Origin of the sequence: Alloyangia mangrovi (assembly GCF_002300555.2) — a bacterium.
In the GTDB taxonomy this organism is placed as follows: Bacteria; Pseudomonadota; Alphaproteobacteria; order Rhodobacterales; family Rhodobacteraceae; genus Salipiger; species Salipiger mangrovi.
Window position 1 is genome coordinate 23,327 of sequence record NZ_NTHN02000024.1, and the last position, 24,823, is coordinate 48,149.

Consider the following 24,823-nt stretch of genomic DNA (forward strand, 5'->3'; position numbering starts at 1 on the left):
TGTTGCTGAGCGGAAAACGCGTTGTCCTGACCGGGGCGGGGGGGCGGCATCGGCACGGCCATGGTCGCGGCGCTGAAGGAGGCGGGCGCGCATGTGGTCGCCTGCGACCGCGCAGGCAGCGGGCTGCAGGCCGATGAGCTGGTCGAATTCGACATCACCGACATGACGCAGACCGAGGGGGCGGCGGCGAAGATCGCGCAATCGCCGGTGGATGTGCTGATCTCCAATGCCGGGGGCACCCGGGTCGACCTGATGGAGCACACCGACACGGCGGCGATCCAGCACGACCTGCAGCTCAACTTCACCGGCGCGGCGGTGTTCAGCCGCGCGCTCTTGCCGGGGATGCGCGGACGTCCCGAGGGGGCGGCGGCGGTCTTTGTCGCCTCGGTCAACGGGCTGAGCCATTTCGGCAGCCCGGCCTATTCCGCGGCGAAGGCCGGGATCATCGCCTGGGCCAAGGCGCTGGCGACCGAGGAGGGCAAGCACGGTCTGCGCGCCAACGTGGTGGCGCCGGGCTCGGTGCATACCCCCGCATGGGACGACCGCAGGGCCCGACAGCCGGACATCTTCGCAAAGGTCACCGCGCTTTACCCGCTGGGTCGGCTGGTGAGCCCCGAGGAGGTGGCGAAGGCGGCGATCTTCCTCGCTTCGCCGATGGCCAGCGGCATCACCGGCACGGTGCTGCCCGTCGATGCCGGGCTGACCGCGGGCAACCTGCCGTTCATCGACATCATCACCGCCTAAACCATTCGGCGCGCGGGAGAGGAGACACCCCATCGGAGCCGTATTCCGCCAGGGCAAAGCGGCGGCGGGGGCTTTGCCCTCCTGCGCGGCTGTGGCATTCTGGGTCTCTCCGTTTTTCTCCCGCAGCGGGACACCTCATGGTCCGTGACTACTCAGCTTTCCTTCCCGGCAAGGGCGATGCCCCGGAGCCGGCCAGCCGCGCGCTCTCGGCGCTCGAGGCGCTTGGTTGGAAGAATTTCTTCGCCCAGCAGATCGACGCCGAGGCCTTGGCCGAGACGCCGCCCGTCCGGGTGCTCTCGGTGCACCGCGGCGGGCTGCACGTCGCAGGAGACGGCATCGACATGCTGATCCCGACGGGACCCGAGGCGACGGTGGGCGACTGGCTGCTGCTCGACCGTGTTCTGCCGAAGTCGAGCCGGGTGCTCGAGCGCGCCTCGTTGATCAAGCGCCGCGCCGCGGGGCACGACCGGCGGGTGCAGCTCATTGCCGCCAATATCGATACGCTCTTCGTGGTCACTTCCTGCAACCAGGATTTCAACCTCGCGCGGCTGGAACGCTACCTCGCGCTGGCCTTCGATGCCGAAATCGAGCCGGTGATCTTGCTGACCAAGACCGACCTCGTGGACGACCCCGCGCCCTATGTGGAGGAGGCGCGGAGCCTCTCGGACCGGGTGCAGGTGGTCGCGCTGGATGCCCGCGGCGGCGAGCCCGCGCAGGCGCTGGCCGACTGGTGCAAGCCGGGGCGGACGGTGGCCTTCGTCGGCTCCTCTGGGGTGGGCAAGTCAACGCTGACCAATGCGCTCTCGGGCGCGCGGGCCGTCGCAACGCAGGGCATCCGCGAGGATGATGCCAAGGGCCGCCACACCACCACCCACCGTGAACTGCACCCGGTGCCGGGCGGCTGCATGCTGCTCGACACCCCGGGGATGCGCGAGCTGCAGCTGACCGATGTCGCGGCCGGGATCGCCGAGCTCTTCGAGGACATCGAGGAATTGGCGGCGGGTTGCCGGTTTCGCGACTGCGGGCATGAGACCGAGCCGGGCTGCGCGGTTCGCGCGGCACTCGACGAAGGCCGGATCGACGCGCCTCGCCTTGCCCGCTGGCGCAAGCTGAAGGCCGAGGATGAGTTCAACTCCGCCAGCCTGCAGCAGCGGCGCGGGAAGGACAAAGCCTTTGGCAAGATGGTCCGTGGGGTGATGAAGGACAAGGCCCGCCAGAAGCGCTGAGCGCCGGGCGGGCCGGTTGCGATGCGTTTCGGGAGGCGGCACCGAGGCGCAGGCCGCTATTCGTCGCCGACGAAGAACGAGGGGCGGATGACCCGCAGGGTGATCGCGCCGACGCCGGTGAGGACCATGGCCAGCACGAAGAGCCAGCCGAAGAAGGGAATGAGCCCGATGATGCCCGCGGCAAGCGCGCCGAGGCCCGCTGCAAGAGAGCGCGCGCCGATGCTGAGCGGCTCGCCCCGGCCAAAGGCGAGAAAGAGCCCGACGCCGAAGGCATAGGCCGCGACGACGTAGCCCGCGAAGCCCCCCGCAAGGGCCAGCAGGACCATCGCCGGGGTGAGCAGCAGGCCGATGAGCGTCAGCGCAAAGAGCACGCCCGCGCCGATCACCGCCGATTGGGTCAGAAAGCCGAGCCAGAGCGTGTGAAAGGGCCGGTCGAGGATCTGCCGCCGCATCTCGGCGAGCCGTTCGGGCACCAGCACGGCAATCAGCGCGCCGAGCGCGGCGATGCCCAGCACACCGAGCAAGAAGCCGAGGATCGCCCGCCGCCAACTCGGCGGCTTCGGCCCCTCCCAGGCCTCAATCTCGCGACGTTCGATACGGTTTTCTGGCGCCACCCGGTCGGGCACGTCGAGATCGCCCGGCGTCTCTTCGTAAACGATCAGCCGCCCGCCGATCCGCGCGGCATCCCCCCCACTCCACGCGTTCGGCGGCGAGGCTCACGTCGCCCGCGACCGCCGCGTCGAAACTGACCTCTTCGCCGGCCAGCATCGCATAGCCGGCGACCGGGCCGGAGAGGTGCAATTCCGATCCGGCGATGCGCAAGTCGCCATCAATGGCCAAGACCGAAAGCGCCCTGCCGAAGAGGGTGACATCTCCGGCAACCGGCCCGCGAAGGGTGACCTCGTCGCCCGCCGCATACACATCGCCGCCGACGGAGCCCTCGACCGTCACCTCGCGTCCGGCAAGATGCGCGGAGCCGGTGATATCGCCCCTCACCGCGACGGTCTCTCCGGCAAGGAACAGATCGTCCGAGCCCGCGCCCCCGGCCTGCACCGATCGTCCGGCGCGGAAGACATCGGGCCCGATCGCGAAACTTGCCATCTCGCTCTCGGCCCATGCGGGCAGCGCCAATAGGCAGGCGGCCACTGTCAAGCATATCCTCAGCATGGGTGCCTCTCTCCCCTGATTGATATGGGCGAGCGTAGGGCCACCCGGGCGGCTGCGCCTTGCGGCAAATCAATCCGGCGCGGGGACACCTCGGATGGGACCAACTTTGACGCCTCGGGCTTGTGCATTAGGTTGACTGGAAATCATCGTCCGGTCTTTGCAGCGGGCACGCGTGCGCCGCTCTTCTGTGGCTTGTGCCGCTCCCGCTGCCTCGGGAGCCGCCGGGGTACCTACCGGCCGGACCGACGTCCACAAAGGGAGCAAGGCTTCATGCAGCACTCGCAGCGACGCGCACCCCAGACGCAGCACGACCCGGACAAGACCGGCACCCCTTCTGGGTTCAGGCCGGTTCTCGGCGAGCTCGACATCCATCTCATCGCGGAGGGCCGCCACGGTCGGCTGTGGGAGGCACTCGGCGCCCATGTGATGGCGCATGAGGGGGTTCAAGGCACGCATTTCGCCGTCTGGGCGCCGCATGCGCAGCGGGTCTCTGTGGTCGGGCCGTTCAACGACTGGCAGGGCGGGGCGGACCTGATGCAGCCGCGCGGTGCAGGCCTTTGGGAGCTGTTCCTGCCGGACCTCGGCGAGGGCACGCTCTACAAGTACGAGATCGTCGATGCATCCGGGAACACCCTGCCGCTGAAGGCCGACCCGCTGGGTTTCGGAGCTCAGCACCGGCCGGAGAACGCCAGCCTGGTGCGCGACATCAGCGGCTACGGCTGGCACGACGCCGACTGGATGGAAGACCGCGCCGCCCGCAATGCGCCGGAGGCGCCGGTGTCGATCTACGAGGTGCACCTCGGGTCGTGGAAGCGGGATCACACGCAGAACGGTCGCCCGATTTCCTACAAGGAGGCGGCGCAGGAGCTGGTCGACTACGTGGCGGACATGGGCTTCACGCATATCGAGCTGCTCCCCATCGCCGAATATCCCTTCGACGGCTCCTGGGGCTATCAGCCCACGGGCCTCTACGCGCCCACCGTGCGCCACGGTCCGCCGCACGAGTTCCGCGATCTCGTGGATGCCGCGCACCGCAAGGGGCTGGGCGTGCTGCTTGATTGGGTGCCTGCGCATTTCCCGTCCGACGCGCATGGGCTCGGACAGTTCGATGGCACCGCGCTTTACGAATACGCCGATCCGCGCGAGGGCTTTCACCGCGACTGGAACACGCTGATCTATGATTTCGGCAAGCCGGCGGTGGTCAATTTTCTCACCGCCAACGCCCTCTACTGGCTCGAGGAGTATCACGCCGACGGGCTGCGTGTGGACGCGGTCGCCTCGATGCTCTACCGCGACTACTCGCGCCCCGGCGGCGAATGGGTGGCCAACAAGGACGGCGGGCGCGAGAATTACGAGGCGATCGATCTCTTGCGGCGGATGAACCGCGAGACCCACGAGGCGATGCCCGGCATCATGACCGTGGCCGAGGAGAGCACCGCCTTTCCCGGCGTCTCGCGCCCCGTCGATCAGGGGGGGGCTCGGTTTCGGCTTCAAGTGGAACATGGGCTGGATGCACGACACGCTGAGCTATGTCGCGACGGACCCGATCTACCGGCAGCACCACCACAACCAGATGACCTTCGGCCTTACTTACGCGTTCTCAGAGAACTTTATCCTCGCGATCAGCCACGACGAGGTTGTGCACGGCAAGGGCTCGCTCTTGGGCAAGATGCCGGGCAGCGACTGGGAAAAATTCGCCAACCTGCGCGCCTACTACGGCTTCATGTGGGGGCATCCGGGCAAGAAGCTTCTGTTCATGGGGCAGGAGTTCGCGCAACCCACCGAATGGGCCTTCGAGGGCGAGCTGCCCTGGGAGCTGCTGAAGGAGGCGAAGCACGCCGGGGTGCAATCCCTCGTACGCGACCTCAACCGGCTCTACCGCGATCTGCCCGCGCTACACCGGCGCGACTGCGACGGGCAGGGCTTCGAGTGGATCCTCGCCGATGCTGCCGCCGAGAATGTCTTTGCCTGGGTCCGCAAGGGGGGCGAGGGGGATGATCCAGTGGTCATCGTCTGCAATTTTTCCTCTGTTACCCGCAGCGATTTCGAGTTGGGCTTGCCCCGCGCGGGTGTCTGGCGCGAAGTTCTGAATACCGATGCCGGGATCTACGGCGGCTCGGGCGCCGGCAACATGGGGCAGGTCGAGGCCAGCGCGCCGGGCGCGCAGAGTCAGCCCGCCTCGGTGCGCATGACATTGCCGCCGCTGTCCACCGTCATGCTTACCCCGGCGCGCTGACCCCACACCCGACGCAAGGGCCGAGGTGCCCGCAGATCAAACAGGAGACCCGGACGTGTACGACCGCATGGAAAGCCTGTCCTACGACGCAGAGGCAACCCTCGAACTCTCGCGCTGGTGCGAGCGCATTCTGACCACCGCCGAAGACCGTTTCACCGCCGGGCGCAGCATCGCGCGCAGGCTCGGCGCGCAGGTCGAGGGGGACCGTGTCGTCTTCGGCTTCTGGGCGCCCGAGCTGCAGGACTGGAGCGTCTCGGATGGCGACATCTTCGTCGAGATCCTGCGCCCGGAGGGCGAGCTTGACCTGACCCTGTCGCAGAGCGAGACCAGCTTCGACCGGGTGCTGTTGCCGGTGGAGCGCTGCGAGGCCTTCGTGTTTTCCATCGCCGCGGGGGTGAAGGCGGGAAACCGCGCTGAGACCGGAGATTTCTATGCGCTCGTCTGGCGCGACTCCGAGGGCAAGATGACCCGCATCCTCGATCCGCTCGCCATGTCGGTGCCCTTCGGCGCGCTGGCCCCGGCCGAGGTCTATGACGTCGCCTCGATGCAGGAGGACCGCCCCGACAAGACCTATTTCGAGGCCCTGAGACGCGATGGCCCGCACAAGTTCGGCGCCCCCACCTCTATTCTGCAGCTGCATATCCCCACAGCCACCGCGGGTGGCACCATCGCCAGTCTGACCAGGCAGATCCACCGCCTCGGCGAGCGCGTGGCCAATGGCCTGCCGCTCGAGCCGGCCGACGAGCTTTTCATGGGCTATGACGCGGTGCAGCCGTTGCCGCTGGAGCCGACCACCGTCTACGAGGCGGGGCCGGACTTCTGGACCGAGAGCCTGACCGAGGAAGGGCGCATCGAGGCCACCCTCATGCGGCCCAACACAACGAACTGGGGCTATGACATCGTCATCGCCGGCATGGCGACGGTGAACCCGGTGCTGCTGGAAAGCGCCCGCCCGGACGAGCTGGTGGATTTCGCCGCGGCACTGCACAATTTCCCCGGCACGCCCAAGAAGCTGATCCTCGACGTGGTCTTCGGCCATTCCGACAACCAGGGGCTCAACGCGCTGTCGAGTCACTATTTTGCCGGGCCCAACATGTACGGCCAGAACCTCGACTACCTGAACCCCTACGTGCGAGCGATCCTGCTGGAAATGCAGCGTCGCAAGGTGAACTTTGGCGCCGACGGGGTGCGGGTCGATGGCGCGCAGGACTTCAAGTGGTGGGACTGGGCGGCGCAGACGCTGCGCCACGACGACGACTACCTGCGCGAGATGTCCGGCCTTGTGCAGGAGGTGGCGGGCACCGAGTACTTGCCGTGGTTCGTCTTCGAGGACGGCCGTCCTTGGCCGGACGAGGACTGGGAGCTGAGCTCGACCTACCGTGCGGTGATCGAGGAGCAGACCCATGACCCCGACGTCTTCCAGTGGGGTCCGCTGACCTTTGCCCACAACACGCCCTTCATCTACACCTTCTGGCTGTCGAAATACTGGCGGATCAAGGAAATCCTCGCGCATGGGGCGAACTGGATCTCGGGAACCGCGAACCACGACACGCTGCGCCGTGGCACGCAGGTCAACCCGAGCAAGCTGAACATCAACACCCGGCTCGGCGACACCAAGATGGAGATCCTCGACAAGGCGTATGACAACCCGGCGGTGTCGATCCTCACCTACGCAGTCTTTCCGGGCGTGCCGATGGACTTCCTCAATGCCACGGCGCGGGCGAGTTGGGGCTTCATCCGTAATCAGGATGACAAATACGGGGTCAAGGTCGTGGCCGAAGAGGCGATCAGCCTCAAATGGCAGGTCGACACCTACAGCTATTCAATCCCGGGCAATTTCCGGCGTCTCAAGGAGATGGGCTTCGAGACCCGCGAGGATCTGGCCCGCTTCTTCGAGTTCCTGCCTGCGCTGGTCGAGGTGACGGACTACGATCTCAACACCATCGCTGCACTGCTTGGCGCGGTCGAGCCGCCGCTGGCCGGACCGACGCGTTACACCGTCGGGGAGCTCAAGCGGATCGCCTGCGCCTGGATGGATGACATGCACGAGTATTGCAACGTCTCGCATTACCTGTCGTGGCTCGACCCGAACCAGACCGGCTTCATGCGCAAGCTGAGGGACTTCCGGCAGCAGAACCCCTGGTTGCGCGGCAACTTCGGCACTGGCGACAGCTTCCGCTACCTCGAGCCCATAGACGGTCGCACGATTTTCGCCGCTCTGCGCCATGCGCCGGACGGGCGGCGCATCTTTTCCGTCTGCCACATGGAAGGCCGCGAGACCGAGGAGATCGATCCGCTCGACTTGCTGCCCGAGGGCGCGCGCGGCGGCGACTGGCGGCTGATCCTGCGCAGCCCGGGCATTGGCGAGGACTACCTTGGCGGGCCGATCACCCTGCGCGACTCCATGGGGCTGGTCTTCGAGGCAGGCTGAGCGTGCTCGGGGCGTGGAAAAGGGGCCGCAACGGAGTGCGGCCCCTTTCGTGTGCTTGCGCGGAAGCAGGGATCACCGGGTGGACAAGGCTCGGATCATGCCCCGCTTTTGCACTTCGGGCCGGCTCGAATGGGCGATCGCCAAGGCGTCGCCGATGTGCTGGCCGGACATGCGGGACAGCTCTTCATCGGTGACATAATCGCCCACGAGATCGAGTTGCGACTGCGAGTAGGTGCGCGGTGCCGCGCCGCTGGTGGCGATATAGGCGATCCGTGACGCTTTTTTGTGCGTCGGTCTCGCGGCTTGTCGACATGCTGAAAGCGGTCAGGATTTCGGACTCGCTCAGCAGCGACAGCACGGAGTCGGGCACATATTGCGAAAGGGTGTCAACCAGGCTCTGTTGCGCCGTGGCCGGGGAGGTGGAGGCCAGGGCGAGGGAGAGGGAGGAAATGGCGAGAAAGAACTTCATGGCTATTCCTTTCAGGATACAGAAATCGTCTCTGACAAGGAATTCACTCAACAAGGTCCGAAAATTTCGAACCCTGGGACGGTGGGGAAAATCAGGCGGGAGAGGCGAGAGAGCCGCCGGAGGCGCTCCGGCTTTCTCACTTGGGAGGTGGGGAAAACCGAAGGTGTCCCAGAACCTCACATTAACATAAATCCGCTGTGGATAATATGGGTCTCGGAGAGGTTTCACGAAAATGAGATCGCTTCCGAGCCCCGGAGCGGCGGCGGCGAACGCGCGTTCAAGCGGCGCTCGCCGGGTCAGACGCCCAGCCAGCGCCGTCCTGCCATGCGTCCGGCAAGCCCGCAGAGCATGATTGCAAGCCCATACCACAAAAGGAAAAACGCCGCGCTGTCCTCGTCGCAATGCACCGCGTAGACCGCCGCCGCCGCGCCGCCCGAGAAGAGCCCCGCCAGCAGGCCACTGCGCGCCGGGCGGGGCTCGACCCGGTGTCTCAGGCCGCGGAACAGGGCCAGGGCGATGGGCAGGGCCAGCGCCGGGATCGACAGCAGGCAGGCCCAGAGTGTCTGGCCCAGGATGTCGCCGCCGCCGAGGACCGAGAGCGCCCAGCCGGCGGCACTGGCACCGGCCAGCAGCCAGAGCGGCCAGAGCGGCGCCTGCGCCTCGGGATCGCTCCGGCGCAGCAGCGGCCAAGCGGCAAGTGCCACGAGGATCGGCAGGCTCTGCTTGACCAGCAGCGGTGCCATCATCAACACGCCCGGCCAGCCCGGGCGCATGCCCCAGAACACCAGCATCAGAACCAGCGACACCGCAAGGCCGAAGGCAACGCGCCACAGCAGGCGCGGGCGCTTGGCGGGCACGTCATCGGCGGCCAGGGCGGCGATCAGCTCATCGGTGTCCATTCTTCCTCCTTCCTGGCGGCATCGGCCAGTCGTCTCAGGGCCCGGTGCAGGGCGACGCGCAGGGCGCCAGGGCTGAGATCGAAATCCTTCGAAAGCGTCTCGGGGTCGGCGCCGCCGAGCGCGTGTTCCCGCACCAGCGCCGCATCCCGCGGCGAGAGCCGCGACAGCGCCTGCTCGAGGTGCAGCCCCGCCAGCGGATCGACCTCCGGGGCGTCGAGCCCGGGGTGATCCTCGACCGGCTCGTGCGGTGCGCTTGGGGTCTTGCGCAGGGCGTCGATCGCCTTGTGCTTCACGATCACCCGCACCCATGGCAGCAGCGGCCGGTTTCGGTCCCAACTGCCGCGCTTGAGGTGGATCGACAGCAGCGCCTCTTGCACCACGTCCTCGGCCAGATGCCCATGCTGCGCCGGAAGATCGTGCGAGGCCATGGCGCGCATGCGCGGTACCAGAAGCTGCAGGCAGGCCGCATAGGCCCGCCGGTCGCCATCCAGCGCCTTGCGCATCAGCGCCTCGATCTCGTCATCGCGTCCGGTCATCTGGGTTCGGCCATGGTGTCGGCTCATGTCCACCTGCAGGGAATGTACCTGCGCATACGAGCGCGCGGGGCCGCCCGTTACAGCGGTGCGCGAATATTTCGTCTCTATCACACAAGCGCGAGCCGCGTAACAAAGCCGGTCCCCCGCCCGAATACCTCGGTGCAGACGCGATGATCTGCGTGTCACACTGGAGAGACGAAAATGACCCTTCACAGCAAACATCTCGCCCTCGCCGGAGCCTTTGCCGCCGGTCTTGCCCAATTTGCCGGTGCCGCCCAGGCCCAGGAGCAGGAGAAGTGCTTCGGCGTTGCCATGGCAGGCCAGAACGGCTGTGCCGCAGGCCCCGGCACCACCTGCGCCGGCACCGCCTCGGTCGACTACCAAGGCAATTCCTGGACGCTGGTGCCCGCCGGCACCTGCGCCGAGATCGATCTTCCGGCCATGGCCGACGGCACCCCGCGCATGGGCTCGCTCGAGCCGCTGATGCGCGATCTGCCGAAGGGCTGAGGCCGTCGGCTAATCCCGCGCGCGGCGGCCCGTCGGTCGCCGTGCGCGCCCCACCCCCGCCCGATCACAGGGAGAGACCCCATGCAGAGCAGAACGCTTCCGAACACCGCCGGTGTCGGCTTCAAGTCTGTGCATTTTGAAGATCTCGCCGATCCCGGCGCAGTGAGTTGGCTGGAAATCCACGCCGAGAACTATATGGTCGAGGGCGGCCCGCGCCTTGCCATGCTGGACGATCTGCGCACGCGCTTTCCCATCTCGGTGCATGGCGTCGGCCTGTCGATCGGCGGCGAGGGCCCGCTTGATCCGGCGCATCTGGCGCGCCTGAGGCGGCTGATCGAGCGGGTGCGCCCGGCGCAGTTTTCCGAGCATCTCGCCTGGTCCACCCATGAGGGCGCCTATTTCAGCGACCTGCTGCCGTTGCCCTACACCGCAGCCACGCTCGACCGCGTCGCCGCCCACGTAGACGAGGTGCAGCAGCACCTTGGCCTGCGCATGCTGCTGGAGAACCCGTCGAGCTATCTCGTCTTCGAGGAGAGCACGCTTTCGGAGACCGCCTTTCTCGATGAGGTTTCCCGCCGCACCGGCTGCGGGCTGCTTCTCGACATCAACAACGTATTTATCTCGGCCAGCAACCTTGGCACCTCGGCGCAGGGTTACCTCGCCGATTACCCGGTTGAGCTGGTCGGGGAAATCCACCTTGCGGGCTACGCCGAGGAGGACGACGGGCAGGGCGGGCCGCTGCTCATCGACACCCATGGCGCGCCGGTGGCCGACCCGGTCTGGGAGCTCTACGCCGAGGTCATCTCCCGCATCGGGCCGCGCCCGACGCTGATCGAATGGGACAACGACGTGCCCGAATTCCGTACCCTCGAAGTCGAGGCCGCGCGCGCCGCGCGGGTCATGGCACGACGGAGGGCGGCATGAACGGGCAGGGCGCATTCGCCGGTGCTTTGCTCTCCCCCGAGATGCCCTGCCCCGAGCAGCTGCGCGGCCCGGCGGGCCGCCACGCCACGCGCCGTTTTGACGTTTATCGCAACAACGTCACCGTCGCCCTGACCGAGGCGCTGGCCGCCGCCTTCCCGGTGGTGCAGCGGTTGGTAGGCGAGGCCTATTTCGCCGCCATGGCGCGAGATTTTATTCGCGAGCACCCGCCGCGCAGCCCGGTCATGGCGCTCTACGGTGCGGGACTGCCGGGCTGGATCGAGCGCTTCCCGCCGCTTGCCGCGCTGCCCTATCTGCCGGAGGTCGCCTGCCTCGAGCAGGCGCGGCGCGAAGCGAGTTTGTCAGCCGACGCCGCCCCTCTCGATCCTCAAGCGCTGGCGGGGCTCTCGCCCGAGGCGCTGGCCGCAAGTGCCCCGCGCCCGCACCCCGCCGCGCGGTTCCTGCGGACCCGCCACCCGGCCCTCGCCATCTGGGCGCGCAATGCGGGTCGACCGGATCTGGTGCAGAGGCCGGCTGGCGAGGTGCTGGTCACCCGCCCAAAGCTCTCGGTGCTGACCTGCGCCGCCCCGATCGGAACCGCCGCGACGCTGGAGGCACTGGCGCGCGGCCTGCCACTCGGAGCCGCACTTCCGGCGGGGGCCGACCATTCCGCGATCTTTGCCTGCCTGTTCAGCGCCGGCGCCGTGATTTCCGAGGGAGACCCCAAGCCATGACCGATCTTGCCCCTTCCGCTGCCAGCACCACGGCACTGCTCGCCCAGCTCGACCGCGCCGAACGCGCCGTGACCCGATGCGCGCCCGCCGTGCTCGGTCTCACCGGCCGCGTCGTCTTTGCGGCAACGCTCGCCGGGTTCTTCTGGACCTCGGCATTGACCAAGATCGACGGCTTCGGCCTGTCGTTGAACGCCTATGCGCAGATCTTCCCCCGCGCCATGGAGGCCGTCGGCTATGATGCCAGCCAGCTTGGCCTTTTCGCGCACCTCGTTGTCGCCGCCGGCACCGCCGCCGAGGTCCTTCTGCCACTCTTGCTGATCCTCGGGCTTTTCACCCGGCTCGGGGCGCTTGGCATGATTGGCCTCCTGCTGGTCGTGAGCCTGACCGACATTTTCGGCCACGGTGTGGATGCCACGGCCATCGGCGCGCTCTTCGACCGCCAGCCCGATGCGCCGATCCTCGACCAGCGGCTGCTCTGGGGGTTCCTGATGCTGGTGCTGGTCTTCACCGGCGGCGGGGCGCTCTCGCTCGACCGCTGGCTGCGCCGTCGCCTGCGCGATTGAGCCGCCTCAGCCCTGCACGGAGGTCCAGCGTGCCTCGAGTTGTTCGAGCGCCGCGATGCGCTCCGAGGTCTTGGGGTGCGACAGCAGCCAGGCGGGCATGCCGCGCCCGCCGCCACCGCTCAGTCTTTCAAGCTTGGCAAAGAGTGACTTCTGCGGCGCGACGCCGATCCCTGCCTTGTGCAGCAGCGCCGCGGCATAGGCATCCGCTTCGTACTCGTCGCCGCGCGACAGCCGCGCCGCCAGGAGCGAGGTCAGCGCATTGGCGATCAGCGGCCCGAGACCCGGCACCAGCCGGGCCAGCACCATGACCAGGACGGTGCGGATGGCGTTCTGGCCGGAAAAATCGATCATCCGTCGCCGAGAGTGCCCCAGTGCCACGTGGCCGAGCTCATGCGCGATCACCGAGGAGAGCTCCTCGGCGCTCACCTCGCCGGACTTATAACGGTTGTAGAAGCCGCGGGTGATGAAGATGCGCCCGTCCGGCGCTGCCAGCCCGTTCACCGGCTCGATCTCGTAGATGTTCACCCGGATGCGCTGCAGGTCCAGCGCGGCTGCCATGCGGTCGGTCAGCGCCCTGAGCTTGGGATCGGCAAGCTCGGTCGAGCGCGCGTCCAGTTCCCGCGCCGTGCGCCAAGCCGAGAAGCGGTAGGCGATGAGTGCATAGGCGATGGCGAGAAGGATCGGGGTGAGCTTGAGCATGGGCGGAATATGGGGCCGCGTGTGCGGCGTGCCAAGGCTTGACGCGCGGCCGGGGCCCCGCTGCGGCGAAAGAACCGCCCCGTCCTTCTTCTCTTTCGAAGTACGCAATTGAAAACGCCCGCCCCAAGCGGGACGGGCGTCGATTTCAGCCGCGGGCCGGGATCACTCTTCGGCGGAGCCTTCGCCCGTCTCACCCTCGGCGACGTCGGTCTCCTCGTCGTCCTGGTCGGCGATCCAGGCCACCGAGACCACGGTCTCGCCATCGCGGGTGTTGAACACCTTCACCCCGCCGGCGCTGCGCGAGCGGAAGGAGATGCCCTCGACCGGAACCCGGATCGACTGGCCGGTGGAGGTGGCGAGCATGATCTGATCGCCCATCTCGACCGGGAAGGAGGCCACGATCTCGCCGCCGCGCATGGATTTCTCCCAGGCGGTGACGCCCATGCCGCCACGTCCGCGGATCGGGTAGTCATGGCTCGACGAGAGCTTGCCGAGGCCGCGCGCCGTCACCGTCAGGATCAGGTTCTCGACCGCCGACATCTCGGCGTAGCGCTCGGCCGGCAGCAGGCTGTCGGCGTTGCCCTCTTCCTCGTCCGAGGCGGTGGCTTCCGCGTCATCGGCGATGCCGGCCATGGCACGGCGCATCTTGAGGTAGGAGGCGCGCTCGTCCGAATCTGCCTCGAAGTGGCGGATCACCGACATCGACACGACCTCGTCGCCGTTGGTCAGCTTGACGCCGCGCACGCCGGTGGAGTTGCGCGAGTTGAACACCCGCACGTCGGTCACCGGGAAGCGGATGGCGCGGCCCGAGTTGGTGACCAGCATCACGTCGTCGTCTTCCGAGCAGATGCGGGCGTTGATCAGGCGGGTGTTCTCGTCCTCGCCCTCGAACTTCATCGCGATCTTGCCGTTACGCATGACGTTGGTGAAATCCGACAGCCGGTTGCGGCGCACCGAGCCCTTGGAGGTGGCGAAGACGATCTGCAGGTCGTCCCAGTCGCTCTCGTCGCGGTCCACCGGCATGATCGCCGCCACCGACACGCCCGCCGGGATCGGCAGGATGTTGACGATCGCCTTGCCCTTGGAGGTGCGGCCACCCTGCGGCAGGCGCCAGCACTTGAGCTTGTAGGCCATGCCGTCGGTGGTGAAGAACAGCAGCTGGGTGTGGGTGTTGGCCACGAAGAGCTGGGTGACCACGTCGTCCTCTTTCAGGCCGCCACCCGACAGCCCCTTGCCGCCGCGCTTCTGGGCGCGGAAATCGGCCAGCGGGGTGCGCTTGATCCAGCCGGACTGGGTGACGGTGACCACCATGTCCTCGCGTTCGATCAAGTCCTCGTCGTCCATGTCGCCGGCCCAGTCGACGATCTCGGTGCGGCGGGGCACGGCGAACTGATCCTTCACCGTGATCATCTCGTTCGAGATGATCTCGAGGATGCGCTCGCGCGAGCCGAGAATCTCAAGGTATTCCTTGATCTTGCCGGCCAGCTCTTCGAGCTCGTCGGTGACCTCCTTGACGCCGAGCTGGGTCAGGCGCTGCAGGCGCAGCTCGAGGATGGCACGGGCCTGGGTCTCGGACAGGTTGTAGGTCCCGTCGTCGTTCATCTTGTGGGTCGGATCGTCGATCAGCCGGATGAAGGGCGCGATCTCCTCCGCCGGCCAGCGCCGGGTCATCAGCTTCTCGCGTGCCTCGGCGGCATCGGCCGAACTGCGGATCGTCGCCACGACCTCGTCGACGTTGGCCACCGCCACGGCGAGGCCGCAGAGCACGTGGCTGCGCTCGCGCGCCTTGTTCAGCAGGTAGGCGGTGCGCCGCGCGATCACATCCTCGCGGAAATCGAGGAAGGCGGTCAGGAAGGTGCGCAGCGTCAATTGCTCGGGCTTGCCGCCGTTCAGCGCCAGCATGTTGCAGCCGAAGCTGACCTGCATCGGGGTGAAGCGGAAGAGCTGGTTGAGCACCACCTCGGCGGTGGCGTCGCGCTTGAGCTCGATCACCACGCGCACGCCGGACCGGTCCGACTCGTCCTGCACGTGGGCGATGCCCTCGATCTTCTTGTCGCGCACGCATTCGGCGATGCGCTCGATCATCGTCGCCTTGTTCACCTGGTAGGGGATCTCGTCGATGACGATGGCAAAGCGGTCGCGGCGCAGCTCCTCGATGCGGGTCTTGGCGCGGATGATCACCGAGCCGCGGCCCTCGAGATAGGCCTTGCGCGCGCCGGAGCGGCCAAGGATCACGCCGCCCGTCGGGAAGTCGGGGGCAGGGATGAACTCGATCAGCTGCTCGGAGGTCAGATCGGGGTTCTCGATCAGCGCCAGCGTGGCGTCGATCACCTCGCCGAGGTTGTGCGGCGGGATGCGGGTCGCCATGCCGACGGCGATGCCCTCGGCGCCGTTGACCAGCACGTTGGGATAGCGCGCCGGCAGAACAACGGGCTCGTTGCGCTCGTTGGCATAGTTCGGCACGAAGTCCACCGTGCCCTTCTCGATGTCCTCGAGCAGGGCCTCGGCGGTGCGGTCGAGACGCGCCTCGGTGTAACGGTAGGCGGCGGGCGGATCGCCGTCCATCGAGCCGAAGTTGCCCTGACCGTCGATCAGCGGCAGCGACATGGAGAAGTCCTGCGCCATGCGCACCAGCGCGTCATAGACAGCCGAGTCGCCATGCGGGTGATAGCGGCCCATCACGTCGCCGACGGCGGTGGCGCACTTGCGGTAGTTCTTGGACTTGGTCTGCCCGTTCTCCCACAGCGTGTAGAGAATGCGCCGATGCACAGGTTTTAGGCCGTCGCGCAGATCGGGAATCGCGCGGCTGACGATGACGCTCATGGCATAGTCGAGGTAGCTCGACTTCATCTCATCGATGATCGAGATCACCGGGCCACCATGACCGCTCCGCTCGGGACGCGGAGTTTCTTCTTCGTTTTCGGGGGTTTCCGGCGTGTCGGTCACGTTGCTCGCCTGTCCGTGCTGTCTCTATATGTAGTTGGGACTACCTATATCAGAGGCTAGGTGTGGGGCGCAATGCCGGCGGGTTGCTTATTCTGGCAGCCACCCTGGGTCGTGGCTAACATACTGTTTTATTTGAAAACTAACCCGTCTTTCGGCAGCCTTGTTACATGGACGTCATGTGAGGTAAAGCGATGGACGAAACTCCCACCGAACTCATGCTGAAGGGCTACGGGCTGACCACGGCGGAACTCTTCTACCGGATGCCCGATTACCAGCATGTGCTGAACACCTTCGTCTGGCAGGAGTATGACCTCGCGCCCGACCATCCACGGCTGTTCCGCTTCATCGAGTTCTGGCAGGACGAGATCGAGGGCCCTCTGCACTCGGTGCGCTTCACCCATCGCAAGATGATCTCGGCGGGGGAGTGGCGGCAGGTGGTGGGCGAATTCCACTATCACTGACGCCCCGCGGAGGGCACCGCCGGTGCCTGCGTATTTGCAAAGAGAAGAAGCCGCGGGGCCCTGCGAGGCTGCCTTTCTTCTAGGCGAAAATATCCCGGGGGTCAGGGGGGCAGCGCCCCCCCTGCGTTGGATCAGGGAATGATCCGCGTGTATTTCACGCCTTCCAGCGTCGCGCCCATGTGCAGGCCGGACTTGCCGAAGATGACCGCGATGATCGGCGCGAGCGAGGTGGTGGTCTCCGCCGCCAGCGTCTCGCCCCCCTCGGGGATCGCGTATTCGATGTTCGCGCCCGCGGCCCAGCCCGGCGAGCGGCGGAAGTTGGAGAGCGCGTCCTGGGTCATGAAGAACAGCACATGCGCGTATTGCTGCGCGCCGATCTGCAGACCGCCCGAGCCCTTGACCACCGAGTAGTAATCCACCGTGGCGTTGTTCACCTTGAGCGCGCCGCGGCCATAGGCGCCGCCAAGGCCGAGGCCGGCCTCGGTGATCAGCGGCATGACCAGCATGCCGGCGGATTTCGCCGCAAGGTCGCGGGTGCCGGGATATTGCGCGTACATCTGGTTGACCGTGGCGTTCACCCGCGCGTCGATGGTCTGTGCGCCGCTGCCGCCCACGCCATTGCCGCAGGCGGCCAGCGCGCCCGTGGCGCCAAGGGCGCCGATTGTCAGGAGGAGTCCCCGTCGATTAAAGGTCATTCTGCTCAATCCTCGTAGATGTCCGGTCGTCTGGACCGGCCCAAGCCTGTTGCCCGGCTGTCCCGCCGGTTGTCCTTTCACAGTATAGGCAGGCCGTCCCGGCCTGTCACTAGATCATGCGGGCCATGCCGAATACGCCCGCTAGCCGTTGAGCAGCCGTGCCGCGGCGGGCGCGAAATAGGTCAGCACCCCGTCGCAGCCAGCGCGCTTGAAGGCGGTGAGGCTCTCGAGCATGACCTTGTCGCGGTCAAGCCAGCCGTTCTCGAAGGCCCCTGCAAGCATCGCGTATTCGCCCGACACCTGGTAGGCGAAGGTCGGCGCGCCGAACATCTCCTTGGCGCGGCGGCAGATGTCGAGATAGGGCATGCCGGGCTTGACCATGATCATGTCGGCGCCCTCCTGCAGGTCGCGCTCGATCAGCCGCATCGCCTCGTCGGAATTGCCCGGCTGCATCTGGTAGGTCTGCTTGTCGCCGCCCATGGTGCCCTTGAGCGCGCCCGAGGCGCCCACCGCGTCGCGGAACGGACCGTAGAAACCGCTGGCGTATTTCGCCGCGTAGCTCAGCAGCAGGACATTGTGGAAGCCCTCGGCCTCCAGCGCCGCGCGGATCGCGCCGATGCGCCCATCCATCATGTCCGATGGGCCGATGATGTCCGCCCCGGCGCGGGCCTGGCTCAGCGCCTGCTTGACCAGGGCCTCGACGGTGCGGTCGTTGACGATCTGGCCGTTCTCGATAAAGCCGTCATGGCCGGTGATGTTGTAGGGGTCGAGTGCCACGTCGGTCATCACCGCGATCCCGGGCACCGCCTCCTTGATGGCGCGGGTGGCGCGGTTGGAAAGGTTCTCGGGGTTCCAAGCCTCGGCGCAATCCTCGGTCTTCAGCGACGCGTCGGTGTAGGGGAAAAGGCAGATCGCCGGGATGCCGAGCGCATGCGCCTCCAGCGCCGCCTCGACCACCTTGTCCACCGACAGCCGGTTCACCCCGGGCATCGAGGCGATGGGCTCGACGATCCCTTCGCCGTCGCGCACGAAAACCGGCCAGATGAAATCGCCCGGGGTCAGCAACGTCTGCTGGGTCAGGGCCCGGATCGCGGGGGAGCTGCGCAGCCGGCGCAGGCGTGTGGCAGGAAAGGCGGCAATCACGGGTTTCATCGGGCGTGTCCTTCGTATCCCTTGTCAAGGTTTCCCTTGGGTGGCATGGAAAGACGCCTGTCACAAGGGCTCCCGCCGGGGACCCCGGCCTGCGGTCGACGCTGGGCCGGACGGACGAAGGGCCGGGACGGGCCGCAAGTGAGAGGGCCGCAGCGGCCCCGAAGGAAAGAGTGGGAACGCCGTGGACTGGACCGGGCTCGTTTTCGAAACCATCGACATGCGGTCGTTTTCCAACCTCTGGTTCTGGATCGCCCTCGCGGTGTTCTGGTCGAGCAACAGCCATTGGGTGCTAGGCGTGCCCTTCGACATGGTCGGTCGCGCCCGCCGGCAGGGCGGGCAGGCGGCGCAGGACCTCGAGGATATGGTGCGCATTCAGGTGAACCGACGCCTCTTCATCGTCGAGCAGGCGGGGCTGTGGTTGGTCGCCATCGTGTCGGCGCTGCTGGCGATGCTGGCGAGCCTCGGCTTCTGGTACGACATCGAGCTGGCACAGGCGCTCTTCCTGCTGGGCTTTCCCATGTCGCTCGTCGGGGGTCTCAGCATCGCCGCCGCCGAGCGCATTCGCGGCCAGGGGCTGACCGGCGAGGCGCTGTGTCACAAGCTGGCGGTGCTGCGATTCTGGGTGCAGGTGATCGGCATGATCGCGATCTTCGTCACCGCGATGTGGGGCATGTACCAGAACCTCGCGCACGGCGTTCTCGGTTGACGTAGGCGCGGTGGCAAGCCATTGAGCGGCATGTCCCAGTCGCTTACCAAATCGGCCCGTATCACCAAGGGCGGCGCACCCGAGGGGTTCGACGCCAGGCTCCTTCTTGCCGAGGTCGAACAGACCGGCGGGCCGGTGCTGCACATCGCCCGCGACGACAAGCGCCTTGCTGCGCTGCGCGAGGCGCTGGCCTTCTTCGATCCCGGCATGCCGGTGGTCACCTTCCCGGGCTGGGACTGCCTGCCTTATGACCGGGTCTCGCCCAATCCCGACATCTCGGCCACCCGCATGTCGACGCTTGCGGGGCTGGTGCACGGCATGCCGCAGCGCTTCGTGCTGCTCACCACGCTTTCGGCCGCCATGCAGCGCATCCCCGCGCGCGAGGTGCTGCGCGAGGCGGCCTTTGCCGCGCGCGTCGGCGACCGGGTGGACGAGGCGGCGCTGCGCAATTTCCTCGTGCGCATGGGCTTTTCCAATGCGCCCACGGTGCATGAGCCCGGCGATTACGCGATCCGCGGCGGCATCATCGACATCTTCCCGCCGGGCGAGGGCGGGCCGGTGCGGCTCGATCTTTTCGGCGACGTGCTAGACGGCGCGCGGCGTTTCGATCCGGTCTCGCAGCGCACCACGGAAAAGCTCGACGTGGTCGAGCTGGCGCCGGTTTCGGAGGTCATTCTCGACGAGGCGGCGATCACCCGTTTCCGGCAGAACTACCGCATCGAGTTCGGCACCGCGGGCTCGGACGATCCGCTCTATGAGGCGGTGAGCGCGGGGCGCAAGACGCAGGGCATGGAACACTGGCTGCCGTTCTTCCACGAAAAGCTGGAAACGCTCTTCGACTACATGCCCGGCGCGCCGGTGCTGATGGATGACCAGATCACCCCGGCGCGGCTCGCCCGATGGGAGAGCATCGAGGACCAGTACCAGACCCGCCGCCACGCGATGACCCAGAAGGGGCGGCTCGACTCGGTCTACAAACCGGTGCCGCCGCACCTGCTGTACCTCGACGAGGCGCATTGGGACGCTGCCGTCGCAGATCGCCGGGTGGTGCAATTCTCGCCGCTGCCGCAGGCCAGCGGGCCGGGCGTGGTGGATGCGGGCGGGCGCATCGGGCGCAGCTTTGCCCCCGAGCGCCAGCAGGAAAGCATCAGCCTTTTCGCCGCCCTCGCCGATCACGTGAAAAAGCAGATGGCCGAGGGGCCGGTGCTCATCGCCTCTTGGTCCGAGGGCGCGCGCGAGCGCCTCACCGGGCTCATCGAGGACGAGGGGCTGGCCGAGGCGATCCCGGTCATGGACGGCACGCGCATCGGCAAGCGCGGGCTGCATCTGGCGGTCTGGGGGCTGGAGCAGGGCTTCGTCGCGCCTTGGGGCGATCCCAAGAGCGGTCTGAAGCTCACCGTGATCTCCGAACAGGACGTGCTGGGCGACCGGCTGATCCGCGCTCCGAAGAAGCGCCGCAAGGCCGAGAATTTCCTGACCGAGGCGCAGTCTCTCAGCCCGGGTGACCTGGTGGTGCACGTCGATTTCGGAATTGGCCGCTACCAGGGGCTGGAGGTGATCACCGCCGCCGGCGCGGCGCACGAATGCCTGCTGCTGGAATATGCCGAGAGCGCGCGGCTCTACCTGCCGGTGGAAAACATCGAGCTTCTGTCGCGCTACGGCCATGACGAGGGGCTGCTCGACAAGCTTGGCGGCGGCGCCTGGCAGGCAAAGAAGGCGCGGCTCAAGGAGCGCATCCGCGAGATGGCGGACAAGCTCATCCGCGTGGCGGCCGAGCGCGCGCTGCGCAAGGCGCCGATCATCGACCCGCCGCCCGGTGCCTGGGAGAGCTTCTGCGCCCGCTTCCCCTATACCGAGACCGACGACCAGATGGGGGCCATCGAGGACGTGCTGGGCGACATGACCAGCGGCCAGCCGATGGACCGGCTGATCTGTGGCGACGTCGGCTTTGGCAAGACCGAGGTGGCGATGCGCGCCGCCTTCGTCGCCGCCATGTCCGGCGTGCAGGTGGCGGTGATTGCTCCCACGACGCTGCTTGCCCGCCAGCACTACAAGAGCTTCGCCGAGCGCTTCCGCGGCTTCCCGATCAACGTCGCGCCCCTTTCGCGTTTCGTCTCTTCGGGCGATGCGGCGAAGACCCGAGACGGCATCTCCAAGGGCTCGGTCGACATCGCGGTCGGCACCCACGCGTTGCTGGCCAAGGGTATCCGGTTCAACAATCTCGGGCTGCTGATCATCGACGAGGAACAGCACTTCGGCGTCGGCCACAAGGAGCGGCTGAAGCAGCTGCGCTCCGACATCCACGTGCTGACGCTGACCGCGACGCCGATCCCGCGCACCTTGCAATTGTCGCTCTCGGGCGTGCGGGACCTGTCGATCATCGGCACGCCGCCCGTCGACCGGCTGTCGATCCGCACCTATGTCTCGGAGTTCGACGCGATCACCATCCGCGAGGCGCTCCTGCGCGAGCACTACCGTGGCGGACAAAGTTTCTACGTGGTCCCGCGTCTTTCGGATCTTCCCGAAATAGAGCAGTTCCTGCGCGAACAGGTGCCCGAGGTGTCCTTTGTCGTGGCGCATGGCCAGATGGCGGCGGGCGAGCTCGATGACCGGATGAACGCCTTCTACGACGGCAAATACGACGTGCTGCTGGCGACCACCATCGTCGAGTCCGGCCTCGACATCCCCACCGCCAACACGATGATCGTGCACCGTGCCGACATGTTCGGCCTTGCCCAGCTCTACCAGATCCGCGGACGGGTCGGGCGCTCCAAGACCCGCGCCTATGCCTATCTGACCACCAAGCCGCGTACCAAGCTCACCGACACCGCGGAAAAGCGGCTGCGGGTGCTGGGCTCGCTCGACACGCTGGGGGCGGGCTTCACGCTGGCCTCTCAGGACCTCGACATCCGCGGCGCGGGCAACCTCTTGGGCGAGGAACAGTCGGGCCAGATGCGCGATGTGGGCTACGAGCTTTACCAGTCGATGCTGGAAGAGGCGATTGCCAAGATCAAGTCGGGCGAGCTGGAAGGGCTCACCGACGACGACGGGCAATGGGCGCCGCAGATCAACCTCGGCGTGCCGGTGCTGATTCCCGAGGAGTACGTGCCCGATCTCGACGTGCGGCTCGGCCTCTACCGGCGCCTATCGGAGCTGACCACCAAGGTCGAGCTCGAAGGGTTCGCCGCCGAGCTGATCGACCGTTTCGGCAAGCTGCCGAAGGAGGTCAACACGCTGATGCTGGTGGTCCGGATCAAGGCGATGTGCAAGCACGCCGGGATCGCCAAGCTCGACGGCGGGCCGAAGGGTGCGACGGTGCAGTTTCACAACGACAAGTTCGCCAAGCCCGAGGGTCTGGTGGAATTCATCCAGGCGCAGAATGGGCTGGCGAAAATCAAGGACAACAAGATCATCGTCCGCCGCGACTGGAAGAGCGACGCCGACAAGATCAAAGGTGCCTTCGCCATCGCCCGCGACCTCGCCGAGAAGGCCGGGGCGATCAAGGTCCGCAAGGACAAGGGCTGACCCCAGTTGGGAGAGGGCGCCGGAAGGCTGCCTCTCCCTGCTGTCTCAGAGGGTCTCGATCGTCGACAGAAGCTCGGCTTCCGAGATCGGCTTCGACAGTCGCGGCACGCCGGTGCGCACCTCGCCATCGTAGCCCGAGATGATCACCACTGGCACGCCTTTGGCGAGCAGGTGGTCAAGCAGCGGCGTGGATTTCTCGCCGCCGAGGTTCTCGTCGAGCAGAACGAGGTCGGGCAGGCTCTCAGCGGTGCCGGAGAGCCCGGCGGCGACCGAGGCGAACTGGCCGAAGATGGCATAGCCCGCATGTTCCATCATTCCCACAAGGTCCATCGCGATGATCGGCTCGTCCTCGACGATCATCACCGCGCGGCGCTCCCGGACGGCGCCCGGATCACCGCTCTCCGGCTGCGGCTCTGCGGCCTGCGCCGACCAGGCACCGCGGGGCAGGGTGATCTCGTAGCGCAGGTGGCCCGGGCCGATCGTCCGCTCGATCCGCCCGCCGAAATGGTCCTGCGCGATGCGCGTCAGCAGCTGCGTGCCGAAGCCGCCACCCTGCGAGACCATCTCGGGGGCGCTCTCCCCCGGGAAGTTCTCGTCCCAGTGCAGCGACAGGACCCCCTCGGTCCCGAGAACCCAGCGCAGCCGTAGCGTGCCTTCGGTTGTGCGCAGCGCGCCGTGTTTCATCGCATTGGTGGTCAGCTCGTGGACGAGCATGGCGATCATCTGCGCGTCGTTTGGATCGAGCGGCACGCAGGGGCCGTCGAGGGTGACCCGGTCGTGGATGTCGGCGCCGTAGGGAGAGAACTCCTCGTCGACCACCTCGCGCAGCCGCACGTCCCCCCCACTTCTTGCGCGACAGCAGCCCGTGGGTTCGGGAAAGCGATGTGATCCGCTCGTCCAGCTTCTCGCGGAACTCGGCGACCGTATCGGCCCGGATCAGCCGCGCGGTGGACCGCAGGATCGCCAGCATGTTGCGGGCGCGGTGGTCGATCTCCTGTGCCATGACCGCCTCGCGGGCGAGGGTCTTCTCACGCGAGACCCAACCCATGACGATATCCAGCACCCGCTCGACCAGCGACACGTCGAGCGCGCTGTAGGCGCGGGGCCGGGTCCAATGCAGGAGCAACGCCTGCTCCAGCCGCCCGCCGGTGATCCAGGGTACGAAGATCGCGTTGGAAATGCGCCGGGCCTCGAGATAGGCGCGGCACTGCGGATCGAGCTCCGGGTCGCGCCGGGTCAGGAAGAGTGTCTTGCCATGGCGCAGTTCTGCCTCTGCGGCAGCGCTGATCCAGGGCGGGCTGGAGGCGTCGGGAAGACGCGCTTGCGGGGCGGCCCAGGACTGGGCGACGTCGAACCCCGCGCCGGGCTTGCCGGGGATGGCAAGGCGCACCCCCGCGGCAGAGAGGTGCACGCCGAGCCGCTCGACCGCGATCCTCAGCCCCTCCTGCGCCGAGCCAGCGCTACGCAGCGCCTCGTTGAGCTTGAGTAGAAACTCGGCGTTGCGCCGCTGGATGACGTTGTCGGTGGTCTCGCTGCCGGTGTTCCAGACGCCGACGATATTGCCCTGCTCGCCGCGTAGCGGGGTGAAACTGTAGCTCCAGTAGGTTTCTTCCTCGAAGCCATAGCGCTGCATCGGCAGCATGTGGTCCTGCAGGAAGAGCCCCTTGCCAGAGCGGATCACCTCGGAGAACTGGGGCTCGATGATCGACCAGATGTCGCTCCAGACCTCCTTGGCCGGGGCGCCGAGCGCCGTTGGGTGGCGCGGGCCGGGGATGGGGGCCCAGGCGTCATTGTAGAGCAGGCGCAGCTCTGAGCCCCAGTAGATTGCCGTTGGGAAGGCGGAGTTCAGGCAGATCGCGAGGGCCGAGCGCAGCGATTGTGGCCACTCCTCGGAGGGGCCGAAGGAATGCTCGCTCCAATCCGTATTGCGGATCAGACTGGCCATCTCGCCGTCCCCGGCAAGAAAATCCATGGGCCCGAAGACCGGGCTCTGTTGACGAAGCATGCGCGCCTTCCAGCAAGAGGATGAAGCACGAGGATAGCACTGAATGTCGATGTGACGACTAGGCGAAAGTGTAGTTCCGAAAATATCTTAGGGTTGTTTGCACTTTTGCCGACGCGCTGATGCGGACGTGACGGGACCAGGCCGCTTGGGCGCGGCTTCATGTGGAAGGGCCCCGCCGCATCCGCGGCGGGGCCCAGAGAT

The 24,823-nt window shown here is 67.0% G+C and carries 21 protein-coding genes and 1 pseudogene; 11 read left to right on the plus strand and 11 right to left on the minus strand.

Annotated elements, in window-relative coordinates:
* The first annotated feature begins 60 nt into the window (after positions 1-60).
* Positions 61-744, plus strand: coding sequence for an SDR family oxidoreductase (locus CLG85_RS14010; protein ID WP_260349212.1), 684 nt, complete (start codon positions 61-63; stop codon positions 742-744).
* Positions 745-881: 137 nt separating this feature from the next.
* Positions 882-1,970 (plus strand): ribosome small subunit-dependent GTPase A, encoded by a 1,089-nt coding sequence (rsgA, locus tag CLG85_RS14015; RefSeq protein WP_095882733.1) that lies wholly within the window; start codon positions 882-884, stop codon positions 1,968-1,970.
* Between the two features lie 56 nt (positions 1,971-2,026).
* Here rsgA and CLG85_RS14020 read toward each other — a convergent pair whose 3' ends face one another.
* Together CLG85_RS14020 and CLG85_RS14025 are read right to left on the minus strand one after the other, a co-directional pair.
* Positions 2,027-2,596 carry a DUF8173 domain-containing protein gene (locus tag CLG85_RS14020; protein WP_260349220.1) on the minus strand — a complete coding sequence of 190 codons (570 nt, stop codon included), beginning with the start codon at positions 2,594-2,596 and terminating at the stop codon, positions 2,027-2,029.
* The gene (locus CLG85_RS14025; protein WP_260349227.1) at positions 2,547-3,071 is read right to left on the minus strand and encodes a hypothetical protein; all 525 of its coding nucleotides are present in this window, start codon (positions 3,069-3,071) and stop codon (positions 2,547-2,549) included. Before CLG85_RS14025 ends, CLG85_RS14020 begins: the two co-directional genes overlap by 50 nt.
* Before the next feature lie 396 nt (positions 3,072-3,467).
* Between CLG85_RS14025 and glgB the strand changes: the two are divergent.
* A pseudogene (gene glgB, locus CLG85_RS14030) lies at positions 3,468-5,373 on the plus strand (1,4-alpha-glucan branching protein GlgB); the annotation flags it as partial.
* Positions 5,374-5,428: 55 nt separating this feature from the next.
* Entirely contained in the window at positions 5,429-7,804 is a 2,376-nt protein-coding gene (gene gghA, locus CLG85_RS14035) for a glucosylglycerol hydrolase (protein ID WP_235865420.1), read from the plus strand.
* 184 nt (positions 7,805-7,988) lie between these two features.
* On the opposite strand, the gene CLG85_RS14040 is transcribed toward gghA, so the two are convergent.
* From CLG85_RS14040 to CLG85_RS14050, 3 genes are all read right to left on the minus strand, one after another.
* Positions 7,989-8,273 carry a hypothetical protein gene (locus CLG85_RS14040; RefSeq protein ID WP_260349231.1) on the minus strand — a complete coding sequence of 95 codons (285 nt, stop codon included), beginning with the start codon at positions 8,271-8,273 and terminating at the stop codon, positions 7,989-7,991.
* Between the two features lie 296 nt (positions 8,274-8,569).
* Positions 8,570-9,172: an NrsF family protein gene (locus tag CLG85_RS14045; RefSeq protein ID WP_260349233.1), complete on the minus strand. Its 603-nt coding sequence runs from the start codon at positions 9,170-9,172 to the stop codon at positions 8,570-8,572.
* On the minus strand, positions 9,154-9,708 hold the full coding sequence (locus CLG85_RS14050; protein ID WP_260349241.1) for a sigma-70 family RNA polymerase sigma factor: 555 nt from the start codon (positions 9,706-9,708) through the stop codon (positions 9,154-9,156). The genes CLG85_RS14045 and CLG85_RS14050 overlap by 19 nt, the downstream gene beginning before the upstream one ends.
* Before the next feature lie 201 nt (positions 9,709-9,909).
* Between CLG85_RS14050 and CLG85_RS14055 the strand changes: the two genes are divergently transcribed.
* From CLG85_RS14055 to CLG85_RS14070, 4 genes are all read left to right on the plus strand, one after another.
* Positions 9,910-10,215, plus strand: coding sequence for a BufA1 family periplasmic bufferin-type metallophore (locus CLG85_RS14055; RefSeq protein ID WP_224843339.1), 306 nt, complete (start codon positions 9,910-9,912; stop codon positions 10,213-10,215).
* Between the two features lie 81 nt (positions 10,216-10,296).
* Positions 10,297-11,139 (plus strand): MNIO family bufferin maturase, encoded by an 843-nt coding sequence (bufB, locus tag CLG85_RS14060; RefSeq protein WP_260349244.1) that lies wholly within the window; start codon positions 10,297-10,299, stop codon positions 11,137-11,139.
* Entirely contained in the window at positions 11,136-11,870 is a 735-nt protein-coding gene (locus CLG85_RS14065; RefSeq protein WP_260349245.1) for an HvfC/BufC N-terminal domain-containing protein, read from the plus strand. Before bufB ends, CLG85_RS14065 begins: the two co-directional genes overlap by 4 nt.
* A complete protein-coding gene (locus CLG85_RS14070; RefSeq protein WP_095881700.1) occupies positions 11,867-12,433 on the plus strand; it encodes a DoxX family membrane protein in 567 nt (188 codons plus the stop codon). The genes CLG85_RS14065 and CLG85_RS14070 overlap by 4 nt, the downstream gene beginning before the upstream one ends.
* A gap of 6 nt (positions 12,434-12,439) precedes the next feature.
* Here CLG85_RS14070 and CLG85_RS14075 read toward each other — a convergent pair whose 3' ends face one another.
* Both CLG85_RS14075 and gyrA read right to left on the minus strand, forming a co-directional pair.
* Positions 12,440-13,132, minus strand: a complete 693-nt coding sequence (locus tag CLG85_RS14075; RefSeq protein ID WP_095881699.1) for a M48 family metalloprotease — start codon at positions 13,130-13,132, stop codon at positions 12,440-12,442.
* Between the two features lie 162 nt (positions 13,133-13,294).
* Positions 13,295-16,078, minus strand: coding sequence for a DNA gyrase subunit A (gyrA, locus tag CLG85_RS14080; protein WP_260349249.1), 2,784 nt, complete (start codon positions 16,076-16,078; stop codon positions 13,295-13,297).
* 191 nt (positions 16,079-16,269) lie between these two features.
* Between gyrA and CLG85_RS14085 the strand changes: the two genes are divergently transcribed.
* Positions 16,270-16,539, plus strand: a complete 270-nt coding sequence (locus CLG85_RS14085; protein WP_095881698.1) for an usg protein — start codon at positions 16,270-16,272, stop codon at positions 16,537-16,539.
* 131 nt (positions 16,540-16,670) lie between these two features.
* Here CLG85_RS14085 and CLG85_RS14090 read toward each other — a convergent pair whose 3' ends face one another.
* Both CLG85_RS14090 and hemB read right to left on the minus strand, forming a co-directional pair.
* Positions 16,671-17,234, minus strand: coding sequence for a lipid-binding SYLF domain-containing protein (locus CLG85_RS14090; protein ID WP_176476543.1), 564 nt, complete (start codon positions 17,232-17,234; stop codon positions 16,671-16,673).
* Positions 17,235-17,375: 141 nt separating this feature from the next.
* Positions 17,376-18,386: a porphobilinogen synthase gene (gene hemB, locus CLG85_RS14095; protein ID WP_095881696.1), complete on the minus strand. Its 1,011-nt coding sequence runs from the start codon at positions 18,384-18,386 to the stop codon at positions 17,376-17,378.
* A gap of 181 nt (positions 18,387-18,567) precedes the next feature.
* Here hemB and CLG85_RS14100 point away from each other — a divergent pair, with 181 nt between their 5' ends.
* Positions 18,568-19,092: a component of SufBCD complex gene (locus tag CLG85_RS14100; RefSeq protein ID WP_176476542.1), complete on the plus strand. Its 525-nt coding sequence runs from the start codon at positions 18,568-18,570 to the stop codon at positions 19,090-19,092.
* 30 nt (positions 19,093-19,122) lie between these two features.
* A complete protein-coding gene (gene mfd / locus CLG85_RS14105; protein ID WP_095881695.1) occupies positions 19,123-22,617 on the plus strand; it encodes a transcription-repair coupling factor in 3,495 nt (1,164 codons plus the stop codon).
* A gap of 45 nt (positions 22,618-22,662) precedes the next feature.
* Here mfd and CLG85_RS14110 read toward each other — a convergent pair whose 3' ends face one another.
* Together CLG85_RS14110 and CLG85_RS14115 are read right to left on the minus strand one after the other, a co-directional pair.
* Positions 22,663-22,977, minus strand: coding sequence for a response regulator (locus CLG85_RS14110; RefSeq protein WP_260349365.1), 315 nt, complete (start codon positions 22,975-22,977; stop codon positions 22,663-22,665).
* Positions 22,978-23,008: 31 nt separating this feature from the next.
* A complete protein-coding gene (locus CLG85_RS14115; protein ID WP_260349284.1) occupies positions 23,009-24,622 on the minus strand; it encodes an HWE histidine kinase domain-containing protein in 1,614 nt (537 codons plus the stop codon).
* Positions 24,623-24,823 lie beyond the last annotated feature (201 nt).

Excerpts from the sequence above, each read along its gene's own strand:
- CLG85_RS14010 (WP_260349212.1), top strand. The coding sequence starts at position 61 with ATGGTCGCGGCGCTGAAGGAGGCGGGCGCGCATGTGGTCGCCTGCGAC.
- rsgA (WP_095882733.1), top strand. The coding sequence starts at position 882 with ATGGTCCGTGACTACTCAGCTTTCCTTCCCGGCAAGGGCGATGCCCCG.
- CLG85_RS14025 (WP_260349227.1), bottom strand. The coding sequence starts at position 3,071 with ATGGCAAGTTTCGCGATCGGGCCCGATGTCTTCCGCGCCGGACGATCG.
- CLG85_RS14040 (WP_260349231.1), bottom strand. The coding sequence starts at position 8,273 with ATGAAGTTCTTTCTCGCCATTTCCTCCCTCTCCCTCGCCCTGGCCTCC.
- CLG85_RS14045 (WP_260349233.1), bottom strand. The coding sequence starts at position 9,172 with ATGGACACCGATGAGCTGATCGCCGCCCTGGCCGCCGATGACGTGCCC.
- CLG85_RS14050 (WP_260349241.1), bottom strand. The coding sequence starts at position 9,708 with ATGACCGGACGCGATGACGAGATCGAGGCGCTGATGCGCAAGGCGCTG.
- CLG85_RS14055 (WP_224843339.1), top strand. The coding sequence starts at position 9,910 with ATGACCCTTCACAGCAAACATCTCGCCCTCGCCGGAGCCTTTGCCGCC.
- bufB (WP_260349244.1), top strand. The coding sequence starts at position 10,297 with ATGCAGAGCAGAACGCTTCCGAACACCGCCGGTGTCGGCTTCAAGTCT.
- CLG85_RS14065 (WP_260349245.1), top strand. The coding sequence starts at position 11,136 with ATGAACGGGCAGGGCGCATTCGCCGGTGCTTTGCTCTCCCCCGAGATG.
- CLG85_RS14070 (WP_095881700.1), top strand. The coding sequence starts at position 11,867 with ATGACCGATCTTGCCCCTTCCGCTGCCAGCACCACGGCACTGCTCGCC.
- CLG85_RS14075 (WP_095881699.1), bottom strand. The coding sequence starts at position 13,132 with ATGCTCAAGCTCACCCCGATCCTTCTCGCCATCGCCTATGCACTCATC.
- CLG85_RS14085 (WP_095881698.1), top strand. The coding sequence starts at position 16,270 with ATGGACGAAACTCCCACCGAACTCATGCTGAAGGGCTACGGGCTGACC.
- CLG85_RS14090 (WP_176476543.1), bottom strand. The coding sequence starts at position 17,234 with ATGACCTTTAATCGACGGGGACTCCTCCTGACAATCGGCGCCCTTGGC.
- hemB (WP_095881696.1), bottom strand. The coding sequence starts at position 18,386 with ATGAAACCCGTGATTGCCGCCTTTCCTGCCACACGCCTGCGCCGGCTG.
- mfd (WP_095881695.1), top strand. The coding sequence starts at position 19,123 with ATGTCCCAGTCGCTTACCAAATCGGCCCGTATCACCAAGGGCGGCGCA.
- CLG85_RS14110 (WP_260349365.1), bottom strand. The coding sequence starts at position 22,977 with ATGATCGTCGAGGACGAGCCGATCATCGCGATGGACCTTGTGGGAATG.
- CLG85_RS14115 (WP_260349284.1), bottom strand. The coding sequence starts at position 24,622 with ATGCTTCGTCAACAGAGCCCGGTCTTCGGGCCCATGGATTTTCTTGCC.